The sequence below is a fragment of the Bacillus luti genome (genome assembly GCF_009739945.1).
GTDB classification, from domain to species: Bacteria; Bacillota; Bacilli; order Bacillales; family Bacillaceae_G; genus Bacillus_A; species Bacillus_A luti.
Genome location: NZ_CP040336.1, coordinates 440,423 through 466,943, shown reverse-complemented (window position 1 = coordinate 466,943; position 26,521 = coordinate 440,423). Strand labels below are relative to the sequence as shown.

General features: G+C 36.6%; 30 protein-coding genes and 2 pseudogenes. 12 read left to right on the top strand and 20 right to left on the bottom strand.

Features of this window, described 5'->3' with window-relative positions; translation table 11 throughout:
• Positions 1-13: 13 nt before the first annotated feature.
• Positions 14-901 carry a UTP--glucose-1-phosphate uridylyltransferase GalU gene (galU, locus tag EUC40_RS02365; RefSeq protein WP_071712651.1) on the bottom strand — a complete coding sequence of 296 codons (888 nt, stop codon included), beginning with the start codon at positions 899-901 and terminating at the stop codon, positions 14-16.
• A gap of 108 nt (positions 902-1,009) precedes the next feature.
• Positions 1,010-2,734, bottom strand: a complete 1,725-nt coding sequence (locus EUC40_RS02360; RefSeq protein WP_156573479.1) for a phospho-sugar mutase — start codon at positions 2,732-2,734, stop codon at positions 1,010-1,012.
• A gap of 143 nt (positions 2,735-2,877) precedes the next feature.
• Between EUC40_RS02360 and cdaS the strand changes: the two genes are divergently transcribed.
• Positions 2,878-3,483: a sporulation-specific diadenylate cyclase CdaS gene (cdaS, locus tag EUC40_RS02355; RefSeq protein WP_156573477.1), complete on the top strand. Its 606-nt coding sequence runs from the start codon at positions 2,878-2,880 to the stop codon at positions 3,481-3,483.
• Between the two features lie 86 nt (positions 3,484-3,569).
• Here cdaS and pepA read toward each other — a convergent pair whose 3' ends face one another.
• From pepA to EUC40_RS02335, 4 genes are all read right to left on the bottom strand, one after another.
• Complete coding sequence (gene pepA / locus EUC40_RS02350; RefSeq protein WP_156573475.1) at positions 3,570-5,054, bottom strand: cytosol aminopeptidase; 1,485 nt, start codon at positions 5,052-5,054, stop codon at positions 3,570-3,572.
• A gap of 157 nt (positions 5,055-5,211) precedes the next feature.
• On the bottom strand, positions 5,212-5,838 hold the full coding sequence (locus EUC40_RS02345) for a 3D domain-containing protein (RefSeq protein ID WP_156573473.1): 627 nt from the start codon (positions 5,836-5,838) through the stop codon (positions 5,212-5,214).
• Between the two features lie 86 nt (positions 5,839-5,924).
• Positions 5,925-6,242, bottom strand: a complete 318-nt coding sequence (locus EUC40_RS02340) for a YuiB family protein (protein WP_000027020.1) — start codon at positions 6,240-6,242, stop codon at positions 5,925-5,927.
• Positions 6,239-6,745, bottom strand: coding sequence for an NUDIX hydrolase (locus EUC40_RS02335; protein WP_071712656.1), 507 nt, complete (start codon positions 6,743-6,745; stop codon positions 6,239-6,241). The genes EUC40_RS02340 and EUC40_RS02335 overlap by 4 nt, the downstream gene beginning before the upstream one ends.
• A gap of 472 nt (positions 6,746-7,217) precedes the next feature.
• On the opposite strand from EUC40_RS02335, the gene EUC40_RS02330 reads away from it, so the two are divergent.
• A complete protein-coding gene (locus EUC40_RS02330; protein WP_156573471.1) occupies positions 7,218-8,264 on the top strand; it encodes an FUSC family protein in 1,047 nt (348 codons plus the stop codon).
• Between the two features lie 337 nt (positions 8,265-8,601).
• Here the strand turns inward: EUC40_RS02330 and EUC40_RS02325 are convergent, their stop codons facing one another.
• Complete coding sequence (locus EUC40_RS02325; RefSeq protein ID WP_071712699.1) at positions 8,602-9,810, bottom strand: NAD(P)/FAD-dependent oxidoreductase; 1,209 nt, start codon at positions 9,808-9,810, stop codon at positions 8,602-8,604.
• A gap of 461 nt (positions 9,811-10,271) precedes the next feature.
• Between EUC40_RS02325 and EUC40_RS02320 the strand changes: the two genes are divergently transcribed.
• From EUC40_RS02320 to EUC40_RS02310, 3 genes are all read left to right on the top strand, one after another.
• Positions 10,272-11,261 carry an NAD(P)/FAD-dependent oxidoreductase gene (locus EUC40_RS02320; RefSeq protein WP_071712658.1) on the top strand — a complete coding sequence of 330 codons (990 nt, stop codon included), beginning with the start codon at positions 10,272-10,274 and terminating at the stop codon, positions 11,259-11,261.
• A gap of 120 nt (positions 11,262-11,381) precedes the next feature.
• Positions 11,382-11,858: a GyrI-like domain-containing protein gene (locus EUC40_RS02315; protein WP_156573469.1), complete on the top strand. Its 477-nt coding sequence runs from the start codon at positions 11,382-11,384 to the stop codon at positions 11,856-11,858.
• Positions 11,859-12,071: 213 nt separating this feature from the next.
• Positions 12,072-13,319 (top strand): MFS transporter, encoded by a 1,248-nt coding sequence (locus EUC40_RS02310; protein WP_071712660.1) that lies wholly within the window; start codon positions 12,072-12,074, stop codon positions 13,317-13,319.
• 17 nt (positions 13,320-13,336) lie between these two features.
• Here the strand turns inward: EUC40_RS02310 and EUC40_RS02305 are convergent, their stop codons facing one another.
• Complete coding sequence (locus EUC40_RS02305; RefSeq protein WP_156573467.1) at positions 13,337-14,218, bottom strand: helix-turn-helix domain-containing protein; 882 nt, start codon at positions 14,216-14,218, stop codon at positions 13,337-13,339.
• Between the two features lie 80 nt (positions 14,219-14,298).
• Here EUC40_RS02305 and EUC40_RS02300 point away from each other — a divergent pair, with 80 nt between their 5' ends.
• Positions 14,299-14,760, top strand: coding sequence for a 2-thiouracil desulfurase family protein (locus tag EUC40_RS02300; RefSeq protein ID WP_156573465.1), 462 nt, complete (start codon positions 14,299-14,301; stop codon positions 14,758-14,760).
• Positions 14,761-14,789: 29 nt separating this feature from the next.
• Here EUC40_RS02300 and EUC40_RS02295 read toward each other — a convergent pair whose 3' ends face one another.
• From EUC40_RS02295 to EUC40_RS02290, 3 genes and pseudogenes are all read right to left on the bottom strand, one after another.
• A complete protein-coding gene (locus EUC40_RS02295; protein ID WP_151626895.1) occupies positions 14,790-15,143 on the bottom strand; it encodes a YxeA family protein in 354 nt (117 codons plus the stop codon).
• A gap of 106 nt (positions 15,144-15,249) precedes the next feature.
• Positions 15,250-15,336: pseudogene (locus tag EUC40_RS27485) on the bottom strand (O-methyltransferase); the annotation flags it as partial.
• Between the two features lie 85 nt (positions 15,337-15,421).
• Complete coding sequence (locus EUC40_RS02290; protein WP_151626894.1) at positions 15,422-15,610, bottom strand: hypothetical protein; 189 nt, start codon at positions 15,608-15,610, stop codon at positions 15,422-15,424.
• Between the two features lie 209 nt (positions 15,611-15,819).
• On the opposite strand from EUC40_RS02290, the gene EUC40_RS02285 reads away from it, so the two are divergent.
• Positions 15,820-16,383 (top strand): GNAT family N-acetyltransferase, encoded by a 564-nt coding sequence (locus tag EUC40_RS02285; RefSeq protein ID WP_156573463.1) that lies wholly within the window; start codon positions 15,820-15,822, stop codon positions 16,381-16,383.
• Positions 16,384-16,488: 105 nt separating this feature from the next.
• On the opposite strand, the gene EUC40_RS02280 is transcribed toward EUC40_RS02285, so the two are convergent.
• From EUC40_RS02280 to EUC40_RS02270, 3 genes are all read right to left on the bottom strand, one after another.
• A complete protein-coding gene (locus EUC40_RS02280; protein WP_000573830.1) occupies positions 16,489-16,842 on the bottom strand; it encodes a HesB/IscA family protein in 354 nt (117 codons plus the stop codon).
• Between the two features lie 41 nt (positions 16,843-16,883).
• Positions 16,884-17,750: a diaminopimelate epimerase gene (gene dapF, locus EUC40_RS02275; RefSeq protein WP_071712667.1), complete on the bottom strand. Its 867-nt coding sequence runs from the start codon at positions 17,748-17,750 to the stop codon at positions 16,884-16,886.
• A gap of 359 nt (positions 17,751-18,109) precedes the next feature.
• A complete protein-coding gene (locus tag EUC40_RS02270) occupies positions 18,110-18,349 on the bottom strand; it encodes a YuzB family protein (protein WP_000595025.1) in 240 nt (79 codons plus the stop codon).
• A 371-nt stretch (positions 18,350-18,720) separates the two neighbouring features.
• On the opposite strand from EUC40_RS02270, the gene EUC40_RS02265 reads away from it, so the two are divergent.
• The 4 genes from EUC40_RS02265 to EUC40_RS02250 all read left to right on the top strand — a co-directional run bounded on the left by EUC40_RS02265 (position 18,721) and on the right by EUC40_RS02250 (position 21,703).
• Entirely contained in the window at positions 18,721-19,791 is a 1,071-nt protein-coding gene (locus EUC40_RS02265; protein ID WP_156573461.1) for an NAD(P)/FAD-dependent oxidoreductase, read from the top strand.
• 77 nt (positions 19,792-19,868) lie between these two features.
• Positions 19,869-20,198, top strand: coding sequence for an aspartyl-phosphate phosphatase Spo0E family protein (locus EUC40_RS27480; RefSeq protein WP_341874018.1), 330 nt, complete (start codon positions 19,869-19,871; stop codon positions 20,196-20,198).
• A gap of 64 nt (positions 20,199-20,262) precedes the next feature.
• A complete protein-coding gene (locus EUC40_RS02255; protein ID WP_156573456.1) occupies positions 20,263-20,922 on the top strand; it encodes an ABC transporter ATP-binding protein in 660 nt (219 codons plus the stop codon).
• On the top strand, positions 20,906-21,703 hold the full coding sequence (locus tag EUC40_RS02250; protein WP_156573454.1) for an ABC transporter permease: 798 nt from the start codon (positions 20,906-20,908) through the stop codon (positions 21,701-21,703). Before EUC40_RS02255 ends, EUC40_RS02250 begins: the two co-directional genes overlap by 17 nt.
• A 49-nt stretch (positions 21,704-21,752) precedes the next feature.
• On the opposite strand, the gene phnA is transcribed toward EUC40_RS02250, so the two are convergent.
• The 4 genes from phnA to EUC40_RS02230 form a co-directional block, all read right to left on the bottom strand.
• Positions 21,753-22,094, bottom strand: a complete 342-nt coding sequence (gene phnA, locus EUC40_RS02245) for an alkylphosphonate utilization operon protein PhnA (protein ID WP_000212737.1) — start codon at positions 22,092-22,094, stop codon at positions 21,753-21,755.
• Between the two features lie 203 nt (positions 22,095-22,297).
• Positions 22,298-22,975, bottom strand: a complete 678-nt coding sequence (locus EUC40_RS02240; protein ID WP_156573452.1) for a hypothetical protein — start codon at positions 22,973-22,975, stop codon at positions 22,298-22,300.
• 92 nt (positions 22,976-23,067) lie between these two features.
• Entirely contained in the window at positions 23,068-23,862 is a 795-nt protein-coding gene (locus tag EUC40_RS02235; protein ID WP_156573450.1) for a DUF2628 domain-containing protein, read from the bottom strand.
• A gap of 254 nt (positions 23,863-24,116) precedes the next feature.
• Positions 24,117-24,491 carry a hypothetical protein gene (locus tag EUC40_RS02230; RefSeq protein ID WP_156573447.1) on the bottom strand — a complete coding sequence of 125 codons (375 nt, stop codon included), beginning with the start codon at positions 24,489-24,491 and terminating at the stop codon, positions 24,117-24,119.
• Between the two features lie 150 nt (positions 24,492-24,641).
• Between EUC40_RS02230 and EUC40_RS02225 the strand changes: the two are divergent.
• Positions 24,642-24,977, top strand: a pseudogene (locus EUC40_RS02225) (hypothetical protein); the annotation flags it as partial.
• A gap of 2 nt (positions 24,978-24,979) precedes the next feature.
• Here EUC40_RS02225 and EUC40_RS02220 read toward each other — a convergent pair.
• Together EUC40_RS02220 and EUC40_RS02215 are read right to left on the bottom strand one after the other, a co-directional pair.
• Complete coding sequence (locus EUC40_RS02220; RefSeq protein WP_016085717.1) at positions 24,980-25,783, bottom strand: leucine-rich repeat domain-containing protein; 804 nt, start codon at positions 25,781-25,783, stop codon at positions 24,980-24,982.
• Between the two features lie 11 nt (positions 25,784-25,794).
• Entirely contained in the window at positions 25,795-26,463 is a 669-nt protein-coding gene (locus tag EUC40_RS02215; protein WP_156573445.1) for a hypothetical protein, read from the bottom strand.
• Between the last annotated feature and the right edge of the window lie 58 nt (positions 26,464-26,521).

Sequence of the window (26,521 nt, the reverse complement as noted above, 5' to 3'; positions counted from 1 at the left end):
CTCCTTTTTTATATTAAGACTCTTGATTCGTATGTTCTGCTAAAATTCTCTGCATCATTGTAACCATGTCACCACGTAATTCTGGGTGTTGCAGGGCCATTTCGATTGTCGTTTGAACGAATCCTAACTTTTCACCTACGTCGTAGCGTTTTCCTTCGAAATCGTAAGCAAATACACGTTGAATTTCATTTAAGTTTTGGATTGCATCTGTTAACTGAATTTCACCGCCAGCGCCGACATTTTGCTGTTCTAAGAACATGAAAATTTCAGGCGTTAAAACATAACGTCCCATAATTGCTAAGTTTGAAGGTGCTGTACCTGCTGCTGGTTTCTCAACGAAATTGCGAACTTGGTAACGACGTCCTTCTTGCTCTAACGGATCAATAATTCCGTAACGGTGTGTTTCATCTTCTGGAACCGTTTGTACACCAATAACAGAAGAAAGCGTTTTATCATATTCTTCGATTAATTGACGTAAACATGGTTTTTCAGCTTGAACGATATCATCACCTAGTAAAACAGCAAATGGCTCATCACCGATGAATTTACGTGCACACCAAACAGCGTGTCCTAATCCTCTTGGTTCTTTTTGACGAATATAATGAATGTCTACCATTTTTGAAGAAGCCTGTACTTTTTCAAGTAACTCATACTTTTTCTTTTCTAATAAGTTTTGCTCTAACTCAAATGCATTATCAAAATGATCTTCAATAGAGCGCTTAGTTTTACCAGTAACGATAATAATATCTTCGATTCCTGATTGTATTGCTTCTTCTACGATGTATTGGATAGTTGGTTTATCTACTATCGGCAACATTTCTTTTGGCATTGCTTTTGTTGCTGGTAAAAAACGTGTTCCTAATCCAGCTGCTGGGATTATGGCTTTTCTTACTTTTTTCATCACAAAATACCCTCTCTTCTGTCAGAATCAATAACGATTATTTCCTTACATAGAACAAAAGGGAGATTTCGCTCCCTTTTGCTCCCTACTACTTAAAATTACTTTATATTATAAACGATTCATAATATCTTCTTTAATAGTAAGTAACTTTTGTTCACTATTTTGTAAAGAATTATCTTGTACACCAAAGTAGAACTTGATCTTCGGTTCTGTTCCAGATGGACGTAAGCAGAACCAAGAACCGTCCTCTAATTGATATTTTAACACATTTGATTTCGGTAAGTGAATCTCTTCTTTATGTCCATCTTGTAAAGATGTAACGATGCTTGCTTTATAATCTTCAACTGCTACGACTGTTAAGCCAGCTACTTCCTTCGGAGGATTTTCACGGAATGTTGCCATCATCTTTTGAATTTGTTCCGCTCCGTCTTTTCCTTTTAACGTTAATGATACAAGATCTTCACGGAAGAAACCGTACTTCTCAAATACTTCTAATAGACCATCGTATAACGTTTTGCCTTGTGATTTGTAGTATGCAGCTACTTCACATGCAAATAGAACAGATTGTACTGCATCTTTATCACGGCAGAATGGGCGGATTAAATAACCATAGCTTTCCTCATAACCGAATTGGAATTCATATTGTCCGCTTTCTTCATACTGTTTAATTTTCTCACCGATAAATTTAAATCCAGTTAACGTATCAACTGTGTCTAAACCGTATGCTTTTGCAATTGTACGACCAATTTCAGAAGTTACGATTGTTTTTAATACAACACCGTTCTCTGGAAGTGTTCCGTTTTCTTTCTTTTGAGACAATAAGTAATCCAGCATTAATGCACCTGTTTGGTTTCCAGTTAATACTTGGAACTCACCATCATGATTACGAACAGCTACACCAAGACGGTCTGCGTCAGGATCCGTTGCGATTAACACATCAGCTCCGATTTTTTCACCGTCACGAATCGCATACTCAAAAGCAGCATGTTCTTCTGGGTTTGGTGATTTTACTGTAGAGAAGTTCGGATCTGGTAACTCTTGCTCTTTTACTACTGTTACATCTGTAAATCCAACTTCTTCTAAACCACGGCGTACAGAAATATTTGATGTTCCGTGTAATGGTGTAAAGACGATTTTTAAGTCTTTCCCAACATTTTGTACCATTTCTTTATTAATAATGACATTGTTCAATTCTGCAGCATATGCATCATCTACTTCTTGTCCAATAATATGTAATAAACCGTCAGCTTTTAATTGCTCCACATCTGCAACCTCAACTGTTAATTCATCTTCTACTGCGTCTACATAGCTAATTAATTCATCAGCTTCTTTTGGAGGCAACTGCCCACCATCTTCACCGTACACTTTATATCCATTATATTCAGGCGGATTATGACTTGCCGTAAGAACGATTCCACTCACTGTATGTAAATGACGAACTGCGAAAGAAAGCACTGGCGTTGGACGTAAGCTTTCAAACACATATGTTGTAATACCATGTGCACCAAGTGTAGCAGCTACTTCCATTGCAAACTCAGGTGATTTATGACGAGAATCATACGCTACAACAACACCGCGCTTCTTCGCTTCTTCACCTAATTTTTCAATAAACTTCGCTAATCCTTGTGTTGCTTTACGAACTGTATATACATTTAAACGATTCGTACCAGCACCAAGTTCACCACGCATACCACCTGTACCAAACTCTAAATTTTTATAAAAGCTGTCTTCAATTTTCTTCTCATCTTGTTTCATGTTTTCTAGCTGTTCTTTTAATTCTGCATCTAAATCTGCATATGAAAGCCAGCGACTAAATTCTTGTTTCCAATTCATTCTTCTATCTCCTCTCATTTGTCTTACCTTTATTATATGAAAAAAACAACCTGTATCTCAATATTTTTTAAAATCTAACAGGATTTTACTAGGAATATTTGTATACACTATGCTTAAATACTCCACCAAAGGGAATGAGGATTATGCAAGAATGGGGCTTGTCAGAAGAACTCAAAATACAAACAAAACAAATGATTGAAATTGCTGAAAAGGAACTATCGATTATGAGACAAGCAATCGATAAAGAAGATGAATGTATTTTGTGCAAAATGGAAGATATTCATCATATGTTAGCAAATGTACAAACATTGGCAGCTACATACTATATTCAAGCTTATTTATCACCTTATACGGAAAGCTCACAGTTCATTACGATAGCTGTCCAGCATTTAAGCGCCCGAAAACATGGTGCTCTTATTGTTGTGGAACGAAACGAGACGCTCCATCCTTTCATACAAACCGGAACAACGTTAAACGCTCATTTAACAGCACCATTGCTCGAATCCATTTTTTATCCAGGTAACCCCCTTCATGACGGAGCCGTTCTCATTAAAAATAATCATATTGTCTCAGCAGCAAATATTCTTCCATTAACGAAAAGTACCGAGGTTGATTCTGAGCTAGGAACACGTCATAGAGCTGCAATTGGCTTATCAGAACAAAGCGATGCACTTATATTAGTTGTCTCTGAAGAAACAGGTCGCACTTCATTTGCTTTAAATGGGACCTTATATACAATTTCTTTATAAGACGAATGAAATTGTAGAATAAATCCATTTATACAAAAAAAGAAAAGGCTGTCTCAAACATTTGAGACAGCCTTTTCTTCCAAAAATTATTCTTCTCCAAAACGTTCAACAAGTGTTGCTAGTGTACGTACCATTGCACCTGTTGCACCGGCTGGTCCTAAATCATGCGCACCTGTTGTTTCAGATGTTCCAGCTATATCTAAGTGTACCCACGGTGTATCTTCTGCAAATTCACCTAGGAATGTACCCGCCATCACTGCATGTCCTTCACGGCCTGGTGAGTTATTTAAATCAGCAAATTTACTATTTCTCACACGTTCTTTATCACGGTCAAAAATCGGTAATTGCCAAATTGGCTCATCCGTTTCCATTGAAGCTTCTAACACTTGTTCAAATAGTTCTTCATTATTTGTCATTGCGCCTGTCGTATGATTTCCAAGTGCAACAATTACACCACCTGTTAATGTTGCAACATCAATAAGGTAGTTTGCACCAAGTTTTTTCGCGTACGTAATACCGTCAGCTAACGCTAAGCGACCTTCTGCATCTGTATTTAATACTTCAATTGTTTTTCCACTCATAGATGTAATCACATCGTCTGGCTTAAATGCTGTACCACTTACAACGTTATCAGTTGAAGGAATAACAGCAATCACGTTTTGCTCTGGGCGAAGTTCTCCAATGATCTCCATCGCACCTAAAACAGAAGCTGCGCCGCCCATATCACCTTTCATACCTACCATGCCTTCACGCGGTTTTAAAGAATAACCACCTGTATCGTATGTAATTCCTTTTCCAACGAATCCAATTACATCTGTCCACTCTTCTTTTCCTTTATAAATAAGAGCAATCATTTTCGGTGGCTCAGTAGAACCTTGGTTTACTGCAAGTAATGCACCCATACCAAGCTCTTCCATCTCTTCTTTCTCAAGAACCTTATAATCCATATCATATTTTTCCGCTAACTCAACAGCGTACTCAGCAAGTTTCGTCGCTGTTAATACGTTTGGCGGCATATTTACAAGCGTACGAGCTGAATTTGTTGCACGTCCATGTACGTAGCCAACTGTTAATGCAGCTTCAATTTCTTGTGCATCTTCCGCTGTAATAGCCGTGAACTTCTCTAGCTCTACACGATCCTTTTTATCTGTTTTATACGTTTGTAATTCATATGTACCAAGACCTTGTACTTCTGCTGCAATATGAGCTACATCAATCGCATCCAATTTCTCTGTTACGAAAGAGTCTAGTAAGATCGCTGCATCTTGTACTTTTGCTGCTTGCAGTGTTTTAAACGCCTTACCAAGAGCCGCACGTAACGTTTCTGTCGTGTAAGACTCCTTCTTACCTAAACCGACAAAATAATAACGTTTCACATTTGTTTTCCCTAAACTATGTACTTTTGAAATAACCTTTTTCTTCGTAGAAAGTTCTTTTTCTTCTAATAAAACTTGTAATTGTCCTTCAAATGCTTTATCCAGCTCTTGTACAAAACTACTCGTTTTATCTTCTTCAAATAAAGCAACAATTACCGCTTCATGACCTGCTAATTCTTTTTGTACTTGAAACATGTTCAGACCCCCTAAGTTTCTCTACTCTGTCTTTATTATAACTTTATTTTCGATAAAATGCGACAATTCTAAATTCTGTTATGTCATATATAACATCCACGCTCATCCAATTTTATCTATTATGAAATTAAAAAAGTCTAGTGCTATTATCACTAGACTATCTTTGCTTTAAATATTGTCCTCGAAACACTTGCATCGTTTCATCTTCATTTAACATCGTTAACTCTTCTTCTGTAAACTTACCATTTCCTATTTTCACTACATATACATTTACTTTTTTCTTACCCCATTGGCTATAAACATCTTTCACCGTATCATAGTATAAATCAAGACGGTTTCCTTTTATAGCACCGCCCTTATCAGCAACAACCCCATACCCATAATCTGGAATGAATAGAATCGTTCCAATCGGAAATACGCGTAAATCCGCTGCGATTGTGGAATATAAATCCCGTTTCGCTTTCACACCTGAATATGTAATACCATACTCCGGATGCCCTGGACTCTTACCAGTCGACTCCACTCCTGAAGTATAACCCGTTGCCGTCATTTCAATTGTACGATATTTAGACCAGTCATTTGCCTGTTCTAAAGCATTTATCACTTCTTTACTCGGAGCAACATTTTTTTTGACTTCTGCTGCATGTACTTCTTTTGCACTCGTTCCCTCATATTTCTTTACAATCTCTAATAAAGAAACTCCTGTGAAAGCATTCCATGTTACGCATAATGCGGATACAAGTAAACAAGTCATCATAATGCGAATACAATATCGTTTTAACATTTTTATATTCCACACTCCTTCATCGTTAATCATTCCCTATACGATGAAGGAATATGCAAAAAAATAATCTCCAAGTAAATTGGAGATTAAAACATTTGATATCCACTGTTCCGAAGTTTCTTAATGACGATTCCCGCTAAAGCAGCCCCTACTAACCCCGTAGATAAAATAAATACATCTGCTTGTCCTAAATGCGATACACTTGTCCCAAATGAAGAAAATGTTTCTTTTGGCTTTGAAAAATAATCCCACACACTCGCTTTATTAATAATGAGCATACAAACAATCGGATACACAATAACCATTACCCATGTAGCTCGCAATATCATGTTGAGTAAAAATCCAATTCCAAAAAACAAAATAAAGAATAGCATCATTGAAATAAGTAATACCGGTATACTCACTTCTTCTCCCTCTCCTTCGCATGCGCCGTAAACACGTGATACGCCGTATAACCAAATTGCTCTCCTGGATTTAATGTTTTGTCCATTTCAAGATGTAGTTCTGATCGTCCTTCTAGTAAATATTGAATAAGCACAGACGTATTTGGATCGTCCGCAATAGTCTCTGGATGTAAAAACGCTACTTCAGACAATTCCTTCTCCTGTACAATAATATTTTCCCCTTCAGGCTCCAAAAGGAAAATAATCATATTATCACTAATCTCATTACGAATAACGCCCGATCGAACACCAATGATGCCCTTCACATGAGCGACAATGCCTGTCTCTTCTAACACTTCACGTTTCACAGCTTCATCAACCGTCTCACCTTCATTCACAAAACCAGCCGGCAAAGACCATTTCCCCTTTAATCCACTGTATTTCTTCTTAACGAATAGCCACCTGCCATCTTTTGTCGCTACTAAGCCACTAACAGCTAACCATACTTTCCCGCGCTTCCCCATGATGCAACCTCCTCCACTAGAGAGAACAGAATATTCTTTCTTTTTTGTATATTATACTATATTTTTAAGTACACTGTGACTTTTCCTTTCTTAGAATAATGCCCCATTGCTACCAACTTAAAAAAATTGGCATTTCCCCATATCGAAAAAAATGAGCTCAATTATTATAAATAACTCTGGAAAGATAAAGTAAAACTTTAATCAGTGGGGGGTTTGTTCATCCCTCACTGATTATTAGTTGAACCAATCGGACTTTTACGGGCAGCCCGACCCCCACCTAACTTCTTTGCTTTCGCTGAATTTTGAGGTGGGGGTCTTACTGCCCGTTAATGCGGGATAAAATTTTCATTTTGGGGATACTTCAAAATATCAGCCTGATGGACATAATAAGTATCACCACATGTTCATGGATTAAAAAAAGAGCCTATTATTAAACTGTGCCCTACTCTTTGGGTCGTAAGAGGTGCTATAGATGAATGTAAAAGCATATAGGGCTCAACTGTTTTCTTGGTCTAAGGAGTCCAAAGTAGAAATAGTAGAACTCATTTCCGCTGGCATAGGTATGGCCGGACCTGTTCTGTTCGCCACATTTCTAGGCTATCCCGCTCTTGGTTTTGCTGCATCGGTCGGAAGTTTGGCAGTCAGTAGCGTGAAAGTCGGCTCGAGTTTTATAAATCACGGGGAAAAGTTGGCGTCAGCGCTCATATCAGTAGCACTCGCTGCAATTGCTGCTAGTCTCTCTTTCGGACAAGGCTACCTGACATTCGGAGTCTTGATTCTGCTGGTAATCCTTGCTACGTTAATTGGCGGATATAGTCGTTCCTTGGCTGTGGGAACAACACGATTTGTTATATTCCTGATCATCATCCTCAATATGTTAAACCAGACGGATTACCCGATGGCACTAATTTTTTCAATCTTAGCAGGAGCGATTTGGACCGTCAGTATCAGCTTGGTACTAGGTATCTGGGTACACCGTTGTTTTAAATCATCGCTGGATGGAGCTATGCAAGGGCCAACATCGAAAAAAATCATTCTATGGTGGGATTCTCTTGCACACCTATCCAGTTGGCAATTCCCAATCAGGCTCGCATTATGTCTAGTTATAGCTGAGGGATTACGAATACTTTGGCCCGAGCACCACTTCTATTGGATTGCAATTACCGTGGCGATTCTTATTCAGCGGAAAATAGAACTCTTTCCAATCAAAACAACACAACGAGTGCTTGGTACAATAATCGGCGTGATTGTTGCGAGCTTGCTTCTCGCAACTAGTCTACCAATTTGGGGATTAGTTATAAGTATCGGGCTATTCGCAGGTGTTCGACCTCTTCTAAAGGTTCGAAATTACCTTGTATACTCTGCAACCATGATTCCGCTCATTATTTTGATCATGGAAGCGGGCAAGCCGTTCCAGTTTACCATTCTGTTCGACCGTGTATTTGCAACCCTTATCGGTGCAGTCATCGTGATTGCAGTGAACTTGATATTCAGTAGAACGATGGCAAAATCATTGTAAAGATGGTTATCTAGCGAAAGATGCTTTCATATTCCCCTCATTTTGTCCAGTTGAACAAAATCCCCTAAAATGAAAAAATACGCTATTCTTTCTGTATGATCATAAGAAAGAATGGCGTTTTTGTATGTCTATTTCTGTATTTGATGAATGACAATTATTTGCTAAAGAACTATATAGAATGGAAGTATGAAGAAAAGAAAACAAAACAGTAGCCTCGCGAATCTGCATTTCCTTTCTTCGGAAACGCAATTATTTTTTATTCCTATATTGAAAAGGTGTATTATACAAAAAAAAGCAGAAACAGCTCATAGCCGTTTCTGCTTTCTTCTACTATATATTAAAATAACTTCAATTTACCTTTTTTAAGAACTAATAAAGGTCCACCTAATAAAAATAGGTAACGGTTATCGATAACTTTCTTCATGAAAGAAGCTTTCCAACCTGTTAACTTTTTACCCATAACAACGCCCATTGCATCGTCATGACCTAAAGAACATACAGATCCTTTATTGTCGAATGCGAATTTTTTCATTTCGCCTTTGCCACGAACTAACACAGTTAAGTTGTGTGCAATGTTGTAGCCTTGTTGAATTGCAATTTGTGCTGTTGGTGGGTATGGACGGTTAATTTCCTCGTTAATGATTAACGCTGCGTCACCAACCATGAATACATCTTCGTATCCTGGAGCGTGCATGTACTCATCAACTTTAACGCGGCCGCGCATTGCTTCAAATCCAGACTCTTCCACAATACCATTACCACGAACACCTGCAGCCCAAACTACTGTTTCAGACTTAATTAATTCAGTATCATCGCCGTTTGCAACGATAATACCTTCTTCAGTTCCTTCTTTAATTGCTGTACCGATGCGGAATTCTACGCCTTTTTTCTCAAGTTGTTTTACAGCATATTCTACTAATGCTGGATCAAAACCTGGAAGTGCTGTTGGAGCAGCTTCTACACAAATGATACGTGCTTTTTCACGTGGTACATTGTACTGTTTGCAAAGTTCAGGAACACGGTTTGCAAGCTCACCTACGTACTCGATACCAGTAAATCCAGCACCACCAACAACGATTGTTACTAACTCATCGCGCTTTTCATCCGCATATTTAGCGAAACTAGCTTCCATGTGCTCACGAATTTGACGAGTTGCATTAATGTTAGCAATTGAGAATGCATGCTCTTTTAGTCCTGTAATGCCGAATGTTTCTGATTCGAAACCAAGACCGATTACTAAGTAGTCATACTCTAACTCGCCGTCTTTTAAGATAATGCGTTTTTCAGCAGCTTTAATTTCTACTACTGTATCTTGTACAAAGTTCACTTTATTTGTATCGATAACGTCTTGAATATCTAGACAGATTTTTTCATCTTGTAATGTACCAGCTGCGCTCTCGTGTAACCAAGTTGCTTGGTAGTGATAGCTGTTGTTGTTTACTAACGTAATTTCAGCTTCATTTACAGATAATGCTTTTTGCAGACGAACAGTCGTAATCATCCCGCCATAACCTGCACCTAAAACTACGATTTTTGGAGTCTTCACCAAATCACAACCCTTTTCTTTATATAATAGTAATGAAAATAATACCAAGTACTAAAAACTCTATTTGTCAAGAATGTGGAATTTATCACATTCTATATCGTAACAAAACGCAGTCAAAAAATCGTACGAATTTTGTCATAGAAATTTAACATAATACTTCCCTATATTAGTCGGTTTTATTCCAGAATTCAAGCACCTAGAGAATTATCAATATTTTAAAATAACATAGCGTTTTCAAGGGTTTTTCAGCCTTTTTTTCATGTATTTTCCTTTCTGTATATTTTATACAATGTTAAAAACATCTATGCGAAAACTTACACACAATTCAGTCGTTTTCAGAAGTATTATGAACTGAAATATGCTATCATTTATTTGAAAGTGTCATCATTTGCAGGATTTTCGTGTACATATGAACAATATATGAAATCAATATCAAAATTCCATCTATAGGGGGAATGAAAGTGGCAGAAAATCAAAAAGTTTACGACATAACAATTATTGGTGGTGGTCCAACAGGACTATTTACAGCATTTTATGGCGGTATGAGACAAGCAAGTGTCAAAATCATTGAAAGCTTACCTCAACTTGGAGGACAATTATCCGCACTCTACCCTGAAAAGTACATTTATGATGTAGCTGGATTTCCAAAAGTGCGTGCACAAGAGTTAGTTGATAACTTAAAAGAGCAAATGAAGAAATTTGATCCAACTGTTTGCTTAGAAGAGGCTGTTGATACGCTTGAAAAACAAGCTGACGGTATATTCAAGCTTGTTACGAATAAACAAACTCACTATTCTAAATCAGTCATTATTACTGCTGGCAATGGTGCTTTCCAACCACGCCGCTTAGAATTAGAAGGCACAGCAAAGTATGAAAAGAAAAACTTACATTACTTTGTTGATGATATGAATAAATTTGCTGGCAAGCGCGTCGTAGTATTTGGTGGCGGCGACTCAGCGGTAGATTGGACAATGATGTTAGAACCAATCGCTGACAAAGTTACAATCGTTCATCGCCGTGATAAATTCCGTGCCCATGAACATAGCGTCGAAAATTTAATAAATTCTCGCGCAGAAGTAAGTACACCATATGTTCCAGTTGAACTCATTGGGGATGACAACATTGAACAAGTCGTTCTTCAACACGTAAAAACGGAAGAAAAAGTTATCATTGATGTGGATGACGTAATTGTAAACTACGGCTTCGTTTCTTCTCTTGGTCCAATTAAAAACTGGGGCTTAGATATTCAAAAAAACAGCATTCTCGTGAACTCGAAAATGGAGACAAATATTCCTGGTATTTATGCTGCTGGTGACATTTGTACATATGAAGGAAAAGTAAAACTCATTGCTTGCGGCTTTGGCGAAGCACCAACAGCAGTAAACAATGCAAAAGCTTACTTCGATCCAAATGCAAAACTTCAACCGATGCATAGCTCAAGTATGTTTTAATATAGACACAAAAAGAACTCCTTTTACATGAAAGGAGTTCTTTTTATCATACTATCTCCCTCTTCCAAAATATGTTACAATAAATAAGAACATACGTTTTGTTTATAGGGGGATTATAAAATGAAAGAACCGATTATCGTAAAGAAAGAAGCTTTCCAAGCAATTGGTGTTTCAATTACGACGACAAATGAAAAAGAGGCATCTACTGAGGGGGAAATTCCAGCACTTTGGAATCGCTACTTCCAAGAACAAATGATGCAACACATTCCAAATCAACAAACGAAAGAAACATTCGCTTTCTATTCAAATTACGAATCAGATGAAACTGGTACATATCAATTTACAATCGGTATGCCTGTTTCTTCATTAGAAAACGTTCCTGAAAATATGACATCTTTAACAATACCTGCTGCTACATGCGCGGTATTTACAACGAGAAAAGGGCCAGTTGCTGAAGTCGTTTGCGAAGCTTGGGAATATATTTGGCAATGGTCGAAAGAAAATAAACGCGCTTTTACAACAGACTTTGAGCTTTATGATGAAAGAGCGTTAGATCCAAATAATGTACAATTAGATATTTATATTGCGTTAGTTTAAAAAAGATGCCCTTTCGGCGTCTTTTTTTGTCGTTAAATAGCGACTGTGCAAATCCGACATTATTGTCTACAATGAGAAAGTGCAGTATAGAAATATTAGAAACTGTATAAAGTGAAACTATACCCACTCGGGGTTTTACTACCCGTTAACGCGGGACAAAACGATTGTTAACTGGTTTTTTAGTTTAAATTTGTCATATAGAAAGGAAGCAATATGGAGGAACTACAACAAAATAAATCTGCTTTAGAAGAGAATGCGAAACCGTTATTAAAAAATACGAATTTCCTTTTTCTTTGGGCAGCTACTCTTTTTTCAAGTTTTGCTTTAGCCTTTTTTACATTTTCACAAACGTGGTACATAGCAAAAACATTAAACCTTGAAGCTTCACTCGGTGTTGTTTTCGTAGCCCTTAGTGTTCCAAGGCTTATTTTTATGATTGTCGGCGGCGCTGTAGCTGATAAATTCCCGAAAAAAAATATTATGTTTTACTCCAACATTATTCGTGCGATTCTTGTCGCAACCATTCTCACATGGTTTATCGTTGGTGATGTAACACTATATACATTTGCTTTATTCGCTTTATTCTTTGGACTTGCTGACGCTTTCTTCTGGTCTGCAGACGGATCAATTCTGCCGGAACTAGTAGAAAAAAGCCGTTTAACACAAGCAAATTCACTTACACAAATGACAAACCAAGCATCGGTCATCCTAGGCCCTGTACTTGGCGGTATTCTCATCAAATTTACGAACTATGAAACAATCTTTTCAATTACGATTTTACTGCTGATCGTCGCAGCCATACTCGTTCAAAAAATACACTTTACAGTGCCAGAACAGCAAAATACAGACAAAGGCATGTTCACTTCTATAAAAGAAGGAATCTTATACGTAAAGGAATCACCATTCCTTTCCACTTTCCTTATTTGTAGCGCCTTTCTAAACTTATTTTTAATCGGTCCGATGCAAGTCGGTTTCCCGCTCTTTGTCAAAAACGTGCTGCACGGTGACTCGCTCCAGTTCAGTTACTTAGAAGCATCTGTAGGCGGTGGAATGGCAATAGGCGCTGTCATTGTCGGATTAAAAAATATTAATCGTAGACGCGGACTATTTTGCATTATCATGATGCTACTGTCTGGTGTATTCTTCTTATCCATCAACTTTAGCACCGTACTTTGGCAAGCATTATTAGCCGGCATGTTTTACGGTATTACAATCGCAATGGCGATCGTTCCGCTTATGGCTATGATTCAATCGACAGTAAAAGAAGAAATGATGGGACGCGTAATGAGCTTGCTTATGCTATCATCAATGGGCTTTATTCCGCTCTCTTATGCATTCACATCAATCGCGCTTGCAATGGGAATTCCAATCGTAACCGTTATGAAAAGCGGTGCAATTGCGGTTATTGTCTTCGTACTATTTGTAGCGATTCGTGTGCCAGTTGTAAGAAAGTTCGATTAGCTAATTAGAGTCATGTGTTATACGCATGGCTCTTTTTCAAATGGATCAAACAGCGATATCCCTTTCCTTCTCCTTAATGCAGCTCCCCACTCTAATCCAACCTCTAAAAATAGATCTCGCACTGTACTATATAAAAGAGCCCCAATGTCTTTACGAATTTCCCCATATTTATCTGCCCTCACAACACTTTTCACGCGCCAAATGAAATTTCCGTTCACTTCTTCATCAGCTAATATTTGCTCTAGCAAAACACCTTGCTCTAGTAAACCGCTCTTTTTATAAGCAAGCTCCACCTTACTCCACAGTAAGTTAATCTTCTTCGGGTTACTCGTCATTGGCACAAGTGCGTATATAAAAGGCTTTGGTATATCGTGACGACAATACGTTGCATCAAGCTCGTACGTTACTTTTCTTTTCTCTTTTATTTGTGGAATGTTTTTAGAAAGAATTGTTTCCCCCTCATATTTTTGCTCATTTTTACTACAGCCAGCTGCATAATCCTCACTCTCACATGCGGACATTTTCATACGGTCATCCATGCGGTCAATCGCAGATGCAAGAAATACATATAAGTTCGCACTATACCCGCCGCGCTTATGTCTCTCTTTTGTCGCAACACGCTTTATAATTCCTAATTCCTCTAGCTTTGCAATGGAGCGGCGCACTGTACGAATACTCTTTCCAACATTCGTCGCAATCGTCTCCATTAACGGACAAGCGACTCCTACTGTTTTCTGTTTCTCATTCACCGCATATTTCCCTAAAAAATGAATAATGATAGAATCAGTTTTATTCAATTGAAATCGATAGCACTTCAAAACTTGTCTTTGGTATGTATTAAACTCTTCTTTACTTCGAAATTCACTGTATGGTTTCATTAAATTATATAAGCTTCCCATTTATATCACCTCATATATAAGTAAGAGGCTGGAAGGAAAATTGGCGTGATACTAAATATTTTTTTATTGGAGATGAAAATATGATTGTAATTAGCGCTTGTTTAGGTGGTATCGCTTGCCGTTATGACGGGAATGACAACCTCGTTTCAAAAATAGAGGCGTTACTGCAACAAGAAGATACAGTCCTCATTTGCCCTGAAGTATTAGGAGGACTACCAACGCCTCGTCCCTCAGCTGAAATTATTGGCGGAAATGGCGATGACGTTTTGGATGGAAAAGCAAAAGTGATGACAAAAGATGGTGAAGATGTCACAGAAGCTTTCGTGAGTGGTGCTTATAAAACATTAGAACAAATTAAAGATTTACACCCGGAATATATTATTTTAAAAGAACGCAGCCCGTCTTGTGGTAGTTCTACAATTTACACCGGAGAATTTAACGGTAATAAACAAACTGGTTACGGGGTAACAACCGCTTTATTTAAAAGACATGGCTTTACAGTGATTTCAGAAGAAGATTTTGAAAATCAAAAAAGGAATTGACCCTGTTCGTCAATTCCTTTTTATCTGTCTTATTTCACGCTTAATTTTTCTTTCACTTTCGCTGGAAGCTCGTCTTTCTTCACTTCTTCCCAAGCTGTTACACCTTTTTTATCTGAGTGGTATAAACGTAAGAACGCTTCTTTACGAAGGTTTTTCACAGCTGTAAATTCTAACTCTTTCTCTTTACCTTCTTTATCAAATGCAGGTAACTTATACTCAAATGATTTGAATGGCTGACCACCATCAGCTTTTTCATTCTTCTCAATTCCATCAGTCGTAATTTGAACGTAGTACTCATCTTTACCCATACGATTTAAATCACAACCAACTAACAAACTTGCAAATACAACTAAAATACTAAACAGTGCAATGTATCTTTTCATTTCCTTCACCTCATATGTTTTTTCTTATATTCTTATCTTAAAGCCCCGAGCTTAAAGAAGAAATTCAAAAACATGACATGAACATTACACTTTTGTAAGATAATAATTATTTCTTCACTCTAGAAATTGTCATCCCGTCACCAATTGGAAGGAGTACGGATTCTAAATTCCGATGAGCTGCTACTTCATTATAAAAGCCTTAAAGGAAATGAATTAATCATCTCCCTTAAGGCTTTTTATCCGCTATCTCTTTACTGCCAATTTTTCTATTGTACCTATTACCGCCAATAACGTCTTTCACGCCACTTTCGCCACTTATCACGGATTTTATCAAGTAATTTCCCTATACCGTTTATTACACCTTCTATTATGCATTCTATTATAATATTTATCACAAGGTATCTTATACATCTAAAAATAGAACCTATAACATACTTCAACACAAATTCAAAAATATCTTCCAGCATATATCCCCCTCTTTCTATCCTTCCATTATAACTAGAAAAAGAGAACTTAAAGCTCAAATAAATGGTAAAGAAATTAGAAGTCAATAGATGAAAAAGGATTTCTAAATGATGAATTGAATATATATTTATTGTTCTCTAACTTTTGAACGAAAGTTTTTTACATACGTTTCATTCTGTCCTAATTTAAAGTTTTCGAGAGGAGAAATGATATGAATCCTATTTTATTAGATGTTCCGTTACAAATAGAAACAGACAGACTCATTCTTAGAGCACCACTTCAAGCAGGTGAAGGGAATATAGTACAACAAGCTATTAAAGATTCCATTAATGAATTAAAGCAATGGTTGTCTTTATTTCAGTCCATTCCTACTGTTGAAGAAACGGAAATTCTTCTGAGAAATGCACATATAGATTTTTTGAAAAGAGAAAGCTTTCGCTATCTTATCTATCATAAAGAGACGAATGATTTTGTTGGAACTGCTAGTCTTCACGGGGTTGATTGGAAGGTTTCTAAATGTGAAATTGGATACTGGATTAACACGCAATTTAGTGGCAGTGGATATATGACAGAAACAGTAAGTACGTTAACAAACCTTGGATTTCAGTTATTCAAATTTAGAAGGATTGAAATACGATGTGAATGTAATAACACGAAAAGTCGTGCACTCCCTGAAAAACTAGGCTTTGAACTTGAAGGGGTATTACGTAATGAAGATTTTTCAGCTGACAGCAAACAACTAACTGATACTTGCATCTATGCAAAAATAAAGTGAAATATTGATTAGCCTTGGTAATCGGGCTTTTACGGCAAAAGAAAAGACCTCCTTAACGATTTTATTCCATCGCTAAAAAGGTCTTTTTCTATTTCGGCTAAAAACTTAGCACTCTTCTGGCTTACCAGCATTCGTCGCTGTACGGAAAGATGATCCACATCCGCATGATGCGATTGCGTTTGGATTGTCGATTGTAAATCCGCCGCCAAGCATAGATTGTTTATAATCAATTTTTACTCCTTTAACAATTGGAGCACTTTCTGTATCGATAACAAATTCAACACCGAAAAACTCAAGAACTGTGTCGTCTTCTTTTGGTTCTACTTCAAATCCTAAGCCGTAAGAAAGGCCAGTACATCCGCCGCCATGTACAGCAAGGCGCACATACTTCTCTCCATCTTCAGCATCTTTTAACATATCTTTAATTTGAAAAGCTGCTTGTTCTGTTACTTCAATCATGAAATACACCATCCTTTCTGTTCTCATTCTATTATACATCTTTACGCTTCTATCTTGTACTCATACACTCCGCGGCAAATTACTTCCGCAGGTCCTTTCATTAACACGTTTCCTTCTTCTGTCCACGCAATCATTAAATCGCCGCCAGCTAAATGAACGGTAATTTCTTTACCACGTTCCATCTTCCCATTCAAAATAGCAGCTACAACGGCAGCGCATGCCCCTGTTCCGCAAGCTTGCGTTACACCAGAACCACGTTCCCAAACGCGGAAATTCATTTCTTCATCGTTTAAAATCTCGATAAATTCAACGTTCACTCGCTCTGGGAACATTTCATGTGTCTCAAGAACTGGACCAAGTGTTGTAAGAGGTGCTTGTTCTACATCCTCAACAAAAATAACCGCATGCGGGTTCCCCATTGAAACAGCTGTAAATGCATAACGATGATTATTGTATAAAAAGTTTTCACGAATAAATGGTGTTTCACCTTCACCAAGCATCGGTATTTCTTCACGTGTTAAACGTGGTGCACCCATATCGATTTTCGCTAATGTAACTTTCCCTTCTTCTACCGTTACTTCTGCCGTTACAATGCCAGCTAACGTTTCAATTGTGAAAACTGTTTCCTCTACTAGTTTATGCTCATACGCATATTTCGCTACGCAGCGCAAACCATTACCACAGCTCTTTCCTTCTGATCCATCATTATTAAACATGCGCATCTTCACCGGAGCTACATCAGACGGACAAATTAAAATCATCCCGTCTGCTCCAATACCAGTATTAATATTTGAAACCTTTTCCGCCACAAGAGCTAAATCTTCTTCAGGAATTTGTTCTTCAAACATATTTACATATATATAACTATTGCCAAGACCATGCATTTTTGTAAAAGAAAATTGGCTCATTTATATTCACTCCAAAAATAATTTGTTATTTTAAGTATAGAATGCATGCTTTTAGAACACAATATGAATGTCCCCCGTTTCTCATATTTGACAACGTTTGGCGATGAGCCACTCTTACACACAGTGTGTAAGAAAAAAGCCCTTCTAAAAGGGCCTTTTTTTATTTATCTATAACCTACCCTCCAAAATAACGTTTTATCTAAAATAAAGTGAAACTTTAATCAGCCCTCACCAATCGGACTTTTATGGGCAGCCCGACCCCCACCTAACTTCTTTGCTTTCGCTGAATTTTGAGGTGGGGGTCTTACTGCCCATTAAAGCGGGATAAAATGAAAAAGGCGCTGCTCATTCGCAACACCTTAAAACATTGGATTTTCATCCAAATAATCATATACATTATTTACAAGTTCTTCTACTGTCGCACCTTGTACAACTTCACCATTCACAAGTGCAAATGGTCCTTCAAAACAAATGCCACAATATCCTAAACAACCATATTCCATTACATCTAAATTAGGATCTTTTTCTAATTTCTCTAACGCTGCTTGTGAACCACTTGCAAGGTTACCTACACAAAATTCAATTAATGGTTTAATCAAAATTCTCCCCCCTGTACTACAAAACAAATTACTTTCTGACTTTATCTATAAGAAGAAAACTAAGCTGTTTCTCGTTGTTTTCGTTACACTTATTAAACTATTCAATTCCTTCACTGTTTTACTTCAAAGTAAATATGTTTCTCTATATAAATATATTCATGACGGCGCTTTTCGCGCCTCACAATGAAATAGTAACTAAAGAAAGAAAACAGTTTACTTTACTTTTCTTCTTATTGTACAACAGAGTATTCATTCATGCATTGTTATTTGTTCACAAATTCGATATAATTTGATTGAGTAAAGTCGAAATATTTTATTAATATAAAATTTTAGGATTAGGGGATATTTCAACAGAAAAGGGGTAATCCATCATGAAACACCTCGTAATACTGGGTGGCGGCTACGGTGGAATGAGAATTCTGCAACGGCTACTTCCAAGCAACCAACTTCCGGATGATGTACAAGTGACATTAATCGACAAAGTACCATACCATTGTTTCAAAACTGAATATTATGCATTAGTAGCGGGTACAATTTCAGAAACGCATATTCGCATACCGTTTCCTGAGCATCCACGCCTTAATATTCAATACGGCACAATAACAAATATTGATCTCGAAGAAAAAGCTGTTCATCTTGATGGCGGCGAAGCAATCCAATATGATGATTTAATTATTGGACTTGGCTGTGAAGATAAATATCATAACGTTCCTGGGGCGAAGGAATATACACACAGTCTACAATCGATTGAACAAACACGTAAGACATATGAACAATTAAATGGCCTAGAACCGAATGCAACAGTTGCTGTTGTTGGCGCTGGCTTAAGTGGCGTTGAAGTAGCAAGTGAACTTCGCGAAAGCCGTTCTGATTTAAAAATCTATTTATTTGATCGAAAAGATAGAATTTTATTCCCATATCCAGAGAAATTAAGTAGATATGTAGAAGAATGGTTTGTAAAGCATAACGTTAACATTATACGAAACTCTAACATTACAAAAGTAGAACCGAATATTGTGTACAACCACGATGAACCACTTGAATGTGATGCAATCGTCTGGACAGCTGGTATTCAAGCAAATGAAGTTGTTCGAAACCTTCCAGTTGAACAAGATGGTAGCGGACGGGTTGTTTTAACAAAATATCACAATATTCCAAATAACGAGCACGTTTACGTTGTAGGAGATTGTGCAGCACTTCCACATGCACCATCTGCTCAGCTTGCTGAAGGTCAAGGAGAACAAATTGTCCAAATATTATTAAAACGTTGGAATAATGAGCCACTTCCTGATGAACTACCTGTTATAAAATTAAAAGGTGTTCTCGGTTCTCTCGGTAAAAAACACGGATTTGGTTTACTAGCAAATCAACCATTAATGGGGCGTGTACCGAGATTATTAAAATCTGGTCTTCTTTGGATGTACAAATATCATAAAGGTTAATACTTTAAAGGCTGTCTACAATGTAGGCAGCCTCTTTGCACCCATAAAAAATAATTATCAGACATATTTTTCTCAACATGGATCATGTTTTATTTTTCATTTTCATATTAAAAACTACAGATGAAAAGTGTATGCTATTTATAAGTTGTTTTATTATTTCCTTTAAGACCGAATTCATTCGGTCTTATTTTTTATGTAATACATACTTTTTTAGGAGGCATTACAATTCACTTATGAATGTAACGAAACTAAACAATCGAATAGAAATGAAGAAGAAAGAATTGGTCTATCTTGTTGAAAAGTACGGATTCACTCATGATAAAGTAATTTCTTTCAGCCAAGAATTGGATCGCTTACTTAACTTGTTACTAGAGATTAAAACGAGAAAGAAACGGTGCTCTTTATAACCTTATTTTTCTATTTCTCTCTCTTTTTTGATACGATATAACTAGAATCAGAAAGGAGCAATTTATGTTTATATTAAAAGATATTACATATAAAGATATACTAAGTATTCCTTATTTACAGATTCAAAAAGAAAAAATCACATGTATTATCGGTGAAAGCGGGAGCGGAAAAAGTACTTTGCTCCGCATGCTAAATGATTTGCAATCTCCAACATCCGGTACAATTGAATATAACGGAAAACTAATTTCTGATTATCCCCCTATTCAATTACGACGTGACGTAGTCATGCTTGGGCAAACTCCACCTATTTTTGATGGAACGATTAAAGATAATCTATTAATGGGACTTCGTCTTTCTGAAAAACCATTTCCAAATGATGATGCCCTGCGAAGCGCATTAACGACTGTTAGCTTAGAAAAAAAATTAGAAGACAGCGCTAATTCATTATCAGGCGGGGAAAAACAACGACTTGCTTTCGCACGTATTGTACTTATGGATCCACCTGTCTATTTATTAGATGAACCAACCTCAGCGCTAGATAGTGATACAGAACGCCGCGTTATGAAACAATTTACTATACTAGCAAGAGAAAAGAAAAAAACAGTTATCTTCATCACACACTCACAACAACTTCCAGAAGAAATTGCGGACGATATTATTGAGATTAGTAAAGCAAACGGTGCAACTAGAAAGGAAGTGCTCTCAGTTGAAGGGCGTTATTGAACTCCAAATTTGGCAACTTGCCGCTGCATATATTTTCATTCTTATTTTAATTGGACTTGTAAAATTAAAAGGCATACCTCGCGAAAAACAAATCGCGCTCGCAACGTTCCGTATGACAATTCAGCTCGTACTCGTTGCTTACGTCCTAACATACGTATTTGAAAATAGTAACCCATTTTATACAATTGCTCTTATTACTTCTATTACTACCTTTGCAATTTTTAATATTTATAAACGAGTTAACATCCCAATGTCTAAAGAATTAAAACGAGTCGCCGCCCTTTCCATGGTCGCCGGATCAATTGGGCCACTTCTACTATTTATCTTTGTTATTATCGGCCATGACCCTTGGTATGCACCGCAATATATCGTTCCGATTACCGGAATGTTAGTTGGGAATGCAATGACAGGTGTTTCTCTCGGTGCCAATACGTTCTTAAACAATATGAAATCGCAAAGAGGCCAAATTGAAGGGGCACTTATGCTCGGCGCAACACCGAAAGAAGCCGCTGCTCCGCTCATTCGTGACGCCTTTGATTCTGCCATTTTACCAACGATCAACTCTATGGTCGGAATGGGAATTATAAGTCTACCAGGCATGATGACTGGTCAAATCTTATCTGGTGTATCACCATTCACAGCCATTCAATATCAAATCGCCATCATACTCGGTATTTCAGGAAGTACCGCTTTCGCCGTCATTATCTTCTTACAGCTTGGATATAAAACGTTCTTTAATAAGCGTTGTCAGTTGAAAGAAGTAGATTATAGTGCGCGGTAATGGAAATAAAAAAGAGGAGGCAATGTAATTTGCCTCCTCTTTTATTTACTTACGCCTTCTTAACGAATTGTGATTTTAACTTCATAGCTCCGAAACCGTCGATTTTGCAATCAATATCGTGATCGCCATCAACTAGACGGATACTCTTTACTTTCGTACCGATCTTCACAACTGAAGACGTTCCTTTTACTTTTAAATCTTTAATGACAGTAACAGCATCGCCGTCTTGAAGAACGTTTCCGTTTGCATCTTTTACAACTTTTGCACCATCATTATTTTCAGCTTCTGCTTCTTGGCCCCACTCATGAGCACATTCTGGACATACGAAAAGAACGCCATCCTCATACGTATATTCTGAATTACATTTTGGACAATTTGGTAAAGTAGCCATAAATTCATTTCCTCCGTTCATTATTTATACGTAAAAATCAAAATTGATGTTTACATCTCGATAAATAAAATTTGTATAGCATTTCTTTATAGTGCCATAGTCTCACGTTATTGACAAGCCTACCTGGAATTCTCATTTTTTATTGTATTTTACAAAATTTCAATTCGTATGGTGTTTTGTATTCACATGTTTCGTTAATTAGCTTATTCGACATGTACTTCTTCCATCCAACTACTTGTCTTAGATTTCACTACTATTAAGTGCTCATTTTCCCATTTTAGTTTGCCTAAAAATCTAGAGTAGACTACTGCATTCCCTACCTCTTCTACGAGTAATTTATTCACTACTCTTAGCCCTTTATCGTTATACACTTCACACATTAGCTGAAATCCTTCCGAACGATGAATTCCTTTTAATATAGCCGTTTTCTTTCGGCTTGGGCTCTTCTTCGGTGTTTTATCTACTAAAAATACAATCTCGTAATTCTCTTTCTCTATTTCCTGAAGCGCTTCATTCACATGCTCTTTAATCATTTCTATTGATAGTGTTGAATATTTTTCAATAGCTGGTACGACATAGAGGTGAACCAACTCACAAAAATGCTTATATTTCTCCTCAACTGATTCTAAATTTAAAAATTGCATATAATCATAAGGTACGGATATACAAATCTCCCCCAGGACCTCATGTAGTTCATAAGAAATATCTTTATTAGGGTTTGCTAGGCAATATATATCTATATTTTCTACAGTTTCTAATCCAAGATCCAAGCTACTTAACTTCTTTGAAAAAATCAATTCAAAAATTCTCATTTCATGTAAACGATTATAATGTTTTTTAGGCCGTTTCTTAGCCCAATCATAAAAATGAACATCCATCATACTACCTTTTCCTCCTAATATTATTTACTTTCCTAATATACAAAAAGAAGAACCTTCACAAGATTCTTCTTTTCAAAATGAACGAGCTCTCACTAGAAATCCCAACTATTTTCTTCAATGTAAAATTGATACTCTTCTAACTCTTCTTCACTTAATTTCTTATTATTCTCATATACTTCTTGCCATTCAAAATAGTCTTCACTAAAATAAACAGCAAATTTAATTTTCACATTTTTCTTCTCCATATAATCATAACCAGTAAACTCTACTACATCATACTCTTTTTCTTTCTTCACAAACTTCCAAGTTGGATTATCAGTCATAACCTCTAAAGTAAATCCTTCATCACTTGAACGAACAACATTTTTAATATTTGGCTCAGTTGGTAAAAGAGAGAGTCCAAACATCGCTCCACCAAACACGATCCCAATTATAACTTGTAAACCAATCATGCCAGCAAAACTAGCGCCGCCTTTTGATTGCACGTAATACGCTTTTTCATGCTCTGGCATATCTTCTCCCTTATGTAAAACACGAACAGCATGCTTATAATATAAACGGTTTCCTTGCCATCCAGTAAATATCATCATTCCTAATTGAAGAGCTAAACTACATGTTAAATAAATCCCATCTGGAATATCTATAAAAGGAGTTACAACGATACTAGGTATCGCCAATAACGTAAGTATAATGAATAACTTATACATTTTACGATAAGCTAACCAAAAAGTTGGGAAGAAAAAGGCTACCCAGTTCCACGTATTCCCTTGCGCTGGATTTTCTACTTTGCCCCATTTAAAGTCATAATAAGCTGTATTCTTTTTAACAACTTTATGTAAATCTTGCGTAGAAATTGTTTCTTGTAAAACAGTGTCCTTCACGTACATCATCCTTCTCTTATTTCTATATAACTTTATTGTATACATACAAAATGAAGGAATCTAACAAAAAGTACATATATTTCATAAAAATGAACGGAAATCGAATATATTCCGACAATTATCCGTTTCTTATTTCATTTTACTTTTAAATATATTAGAATACTTATGAATGATACGTTTAATACACTTAGTTAAGCATTTTACATAGGCATAAAAAAAGATGTTCCAAAATCATTTTGAAACATCCTCTTAATTTCCCACTATTTTAAACTACCTTTAACTTTCTCAATAACATCTTCTATACGTTCCGCTATACATTCCAGCTCCCAATCTCCCTCACCATGCATAGCCGTATAAACTGGACACTTCTCGTCATTACTATCTACAAAAATCGGATCTCCAAGATACGAATCTATCCCAATTACAATCCATCCATCTTTCCAATCTCCTGCTTCATTCCCGATTAAACTTTGCCCTTCCTCATCAACGCTATAACCAAGTTGTCCTTCTTCTATTTCTTCACTATTAAATAGTTCTATTGTCATTCGTTCAAATTCATACTCTAACTCAATTTCATTATCCTCAGCACGATCTACATATTCTAAAAGTTGTTTAATTTTATTGTGGTTTATCATAAGACTTTCTCCATTCTCTCTTAAAAAATCTAGCCCTAGTCATATTATAATATATAAAATAAAGTTCATAAAACTACTATTTCAGGTGATTAAATATGAAGTGTATAGCTTGGACAGAAGATGTTTTTTCACAAAACTTCACTACGTTCCATATTACATAATGTTTCACATGAAACTATCGACATTCCGGATCACCTTTCTACTATTTTCGACTGGTTTCAAGTGTGGGCGTCTTATGAGAATTTAGCAAAAACAAATATACACTCTATTACTCCGGTACTAGCTGTCGTTCCGATATTACAAGAAAAAGCGTTTCTGCTTCTTACTTGTTTCTCTTTCTACAACTTAAAACAGTACGAGCAAGCTAATCACTATTTACAGCAATATTTACACTGTGCTGTGCATCTGAATACCGAGGAAAAAGAGCCCGTATTCTTTCATGAAGTTGATATGTATATGAAAAAACTAGTAGAAAGCGCAATGTAATTTCACATTGTGCTTTCTACTAGTGCTTTATATTCCTCTTGTAATTTTTTAAATTGTTCTTCATATTTTTGCATCTTTACGATATCCGTCTTCGAATTAAGGAGTGGTCTTCTTCTCCCAGTCACCATTATATTTTTCCCCTCTATTGCATCGTTCATATGTACATAAGGTTTAAAAAACTCACATTCCGTATATGGCAATGCTACAGATATTTTTGCATACTCTTCTACCTTAAATTGATTAGATATGCTTAACTCTTTTAAAGTTTCCAATTGCATTAACGGTTCTAATGAATCATCTTTAACCTTTAAATTCATCAAAGTAAGCTTTTGCAACTGCTGTAATTCAGCGAGTGGTTTTAAAGTTTGTACTTTCATCGCTGCATTTATCCCACCACCCATATAGAAGGTATTGAGTTGTGTGCACTTACTTAAAGCACTTAAATCTTCTAACTTAGAAAAATCATCAATTAGTAAGGATTTGAGTTTTTTATTATAATCAATATCCCATAACGTCTTCGCTTTTGTATTCCAGCACATATGTAACTGTTGTAAATTAGACAATTTCTGAAGGCTACTTAAATCCTCGACCCTCATTTCGTAAACATATAATATATCGGGACAAACATACGTAAGAATATGATCAAACTGCTTTTGATTTACTGCGAACACCCATAACTTTTTAACTTGCAAAGATGCTAGTCGCTCTATATTTTTTGTTTTCCCCTCAATCGCTACTTCTTCTAAATCACCAGCTATACTTGCTAAGTCTTTCGTAATCTTCGGCTGATCACCAATCGGAAACATTTTATCCTCCCCTACAACTCCCAAATAATATTCATCTCTTCAAACGACGCTTTACTAACTTCTAACCCTTCACTATCATCCGTTCCAATCATCGCTACTTCTTCTTTAGATAACTTAATTTCCTCATTTGGATTTTCGATTTTTCTCTCATACACGAGTTGTAAAAGCTCTATTTGTTCCTCTGTTAGCGCATACTCTTCTTCCAATCTTTCTATTGCAGATCCCGTATCCAGTAATGGAATTTCTAATAAAAATCCACCGTGCTCTTCCATTTCTTCAAATGAATCGATTGAATACGCACCGCTATCCTCAATCCAAAAAGCTGTTGTAATGAAAGGAACTGTTTCACCTTCTACTTCTTCTAATACGTATTGAAGTGCTTCCTCTTTCGCAATGTCTATCACTTCCAAAGGTGCCCCTTCAAAATAATTTGCTGCATCAATCCAATCGTCAATTCTCTCACTATTCACGTCTTGAAGACATACAATCGTGTAATTCGGATGAAACGTAATTGTCCCTTGTCCGCCTTGAGTATCTTGCATACTATAGTTAAATCCGTCCCATGAACTTTCATGCGAGAAATCTGGACAATGCGCTACATTAATTGCATGGGCAATCGAATTTAAAACGCACCCTTTCCATAGTTGCTCTTTATCTATAGGTAATTTATATTTACTCATCATCTTCCTCCATGCACATATTTTTTCTATTATCTTTCCTGTACACGTTACTTGTAAA

Excerpts from the sequence above, each read along its gene's own strand:
- galU (WP_071712651.1), bottom strand. The coding sequence starts at position 901 with ATGAAAAAAGTAAGAAAAGCCATAATCCCAGCAGCTGGATTAGGAACA.
- EUC40_RS02360 (WP_156573479.1), bottom strand. The coding sequence starts at position 2,734 with ATGAATTGGAAACAAGAATTTAGTCGCTGGCTTTCATATGCAGATTTA.
- cdaS (WP_156573477.1), top strand. The coding sequence starts at position 2,878 with ATGCAAGAATGGGGCTTGTCAGAAGAACTCAAAATACAAACAAAACAA.
- pepA (WP_156573475.1), bottom strand. The coding sequence starts at position 5,054 with ATGTTTCAAGTACAAAAAGAATTAGCAGGTCATGAAGCGGTAATTGTT.
- EUC40_RS02345 (WP_156573473.1), bottom strand. The coding sequence starts at position 5,838 with ATGTTAAAACGATATTGTATTCGCATTATGATGACTTGTTTACTTGTA.
- EUC40_RS02335 (WP_071712656.1), bottom strand. The coding sequence starts at position 6,745 with ATGGGGAAGCGCGGGAAAGTATGGTTAGCTGTTAGTGGCTTAGTAGCG.
- EUC40_RS02330 (WP_156573471.1), top strand. The coding sequence starts at position 7,218 with ATGAATGTAAAAGCATATAGGGCTCAACTGTTTTCTTGGTCTAAGGAG.
- EUC40_RS02315 (WP_156573469.1), top strand. The coding sequence starts at position 11,382 with ATGAAAGAACCGATTATCGTAAAGAAAGAAGCTTTCCAAGCAATTGGT.
- EUC40_RS02310 (WP_071712660.1), top strand. The coding sequence starts at position 12,072 with ATGGAGGAACTACAACAAAATAAATCTGCTTTAGAAGAGAATGCGAAA.
- EUC40_RS02305 (WP_156573467.1), bottom strand. The coding sequence starts at position 14,218 with ATGGGAAGCTTATATAATTTAATGAAACCATACAGTGAATTTCGAAGT.
- EUC40_RS02300 (WP_156573465.1), top strand. The coding sequence starts at position 14,299 with ATGATTGTAATTAGCGCTTGTTTAGGTGGTATCGCTTGCCGTTATGAC.
- EUC40_RS02295 (WP_151626895.1), bottom strand. The coding sequence starts at position 15,143 with ATGAAAAGATACATTGCACTGTTTAGTATTTTAGTTGTATTTGCAAGT.
- EUC40_RS02290 (WP_151626894.1), bottom strand. The coding sequence starts at position 15,610 with ATGCTGGAAGATATTTTTGAATTTGTGTTGAAGTATGTTATAGGTTCT.
- EUC40_RS02285 (WP_156573463.1), top strand. The coding sequence starts at position 15,820 with ATGAATCCTATTTTATTAGATGTTCCGTTACAAATAGAAACAGACAGA.
- EUC40_RS02280 (WP_000573830.1), bottom strand. The coding sequence starts at position 16,842 with ATGATTGAAGTAACAGAACAAGCAGCTTTTCAAATTAAAGATATGTTA.
- dapF (WP_071712667.1), bottom strand. The coding sequence starts at position 17,750 with ATGAGCCAATTTTCTTTTACAAAAATGCATGGTCTTGGCAATAGTTAT.
- EUC40_RS02265 (WP_156573461.1), top strand. The coding sequence starts at position 18,721 with ATGAAACACCTCGTAATACTGGGTGGCGGCTACGGTGGAATGAGAATT.
- EUC40_RS27480 (WP_341874018.1), top strand. The coding sequence starts at position 19,869 with ATGGATCATGTTTTATTTTTCATTTTCATATTAAAAACTACAGATGAA.
- EUC40_RS02255 (WP_156573456.1), top strand. The coding sequence starts at position 20,263 with ATGTTTATATTAAAAGATATTACATATAAAGATATACTAAGTATTCCT.
- phnA (WP_000212737.1), bottom strand. The coding sequence starts at position 22,094 with ATGGCTACTTTACCAAATTGTCCAAAATGTAATTCAGAATATACGTAT.
- EUC40_RS02240 (WP_156573452.1), bottom strand. The coding sequence starts at position 22,975 with ATGATGGATGTTCATTTTTATGATTGGGCTAAGAAACGGCCTAAAAAA.
- EUC40_RS02235 (WP_156573450.1), bottom strand. The coding sequence starts at position 23,862 with ATGTACGTGAAGGACACTGTTTTACAAGAAACAATTTCTACGCAAGAT.
- EUC40_RS02230 (WP_156573447.1), bottom strand. The coding sequence starts at position 24,491 with ATGATAAACCACAATAAAATTAAACAACTTTTAGAATATGTAGATCGT.
- EUC40_RS02220 (WP_016085717.1), bottom strand. The coding sequence starts at position 25,783 with ATGTTTCCGATTGGTGATCAGCCGAAGATTACGAAAGACTTAGCAAGT.
- EUC40_RS02215 (WP_156573445.1), bottom strand. The coding sequence starts at position 26,463 with ATGAGTAAATATAAATTACCTATAGATAAAGAGCAACTATGGAAAGGG.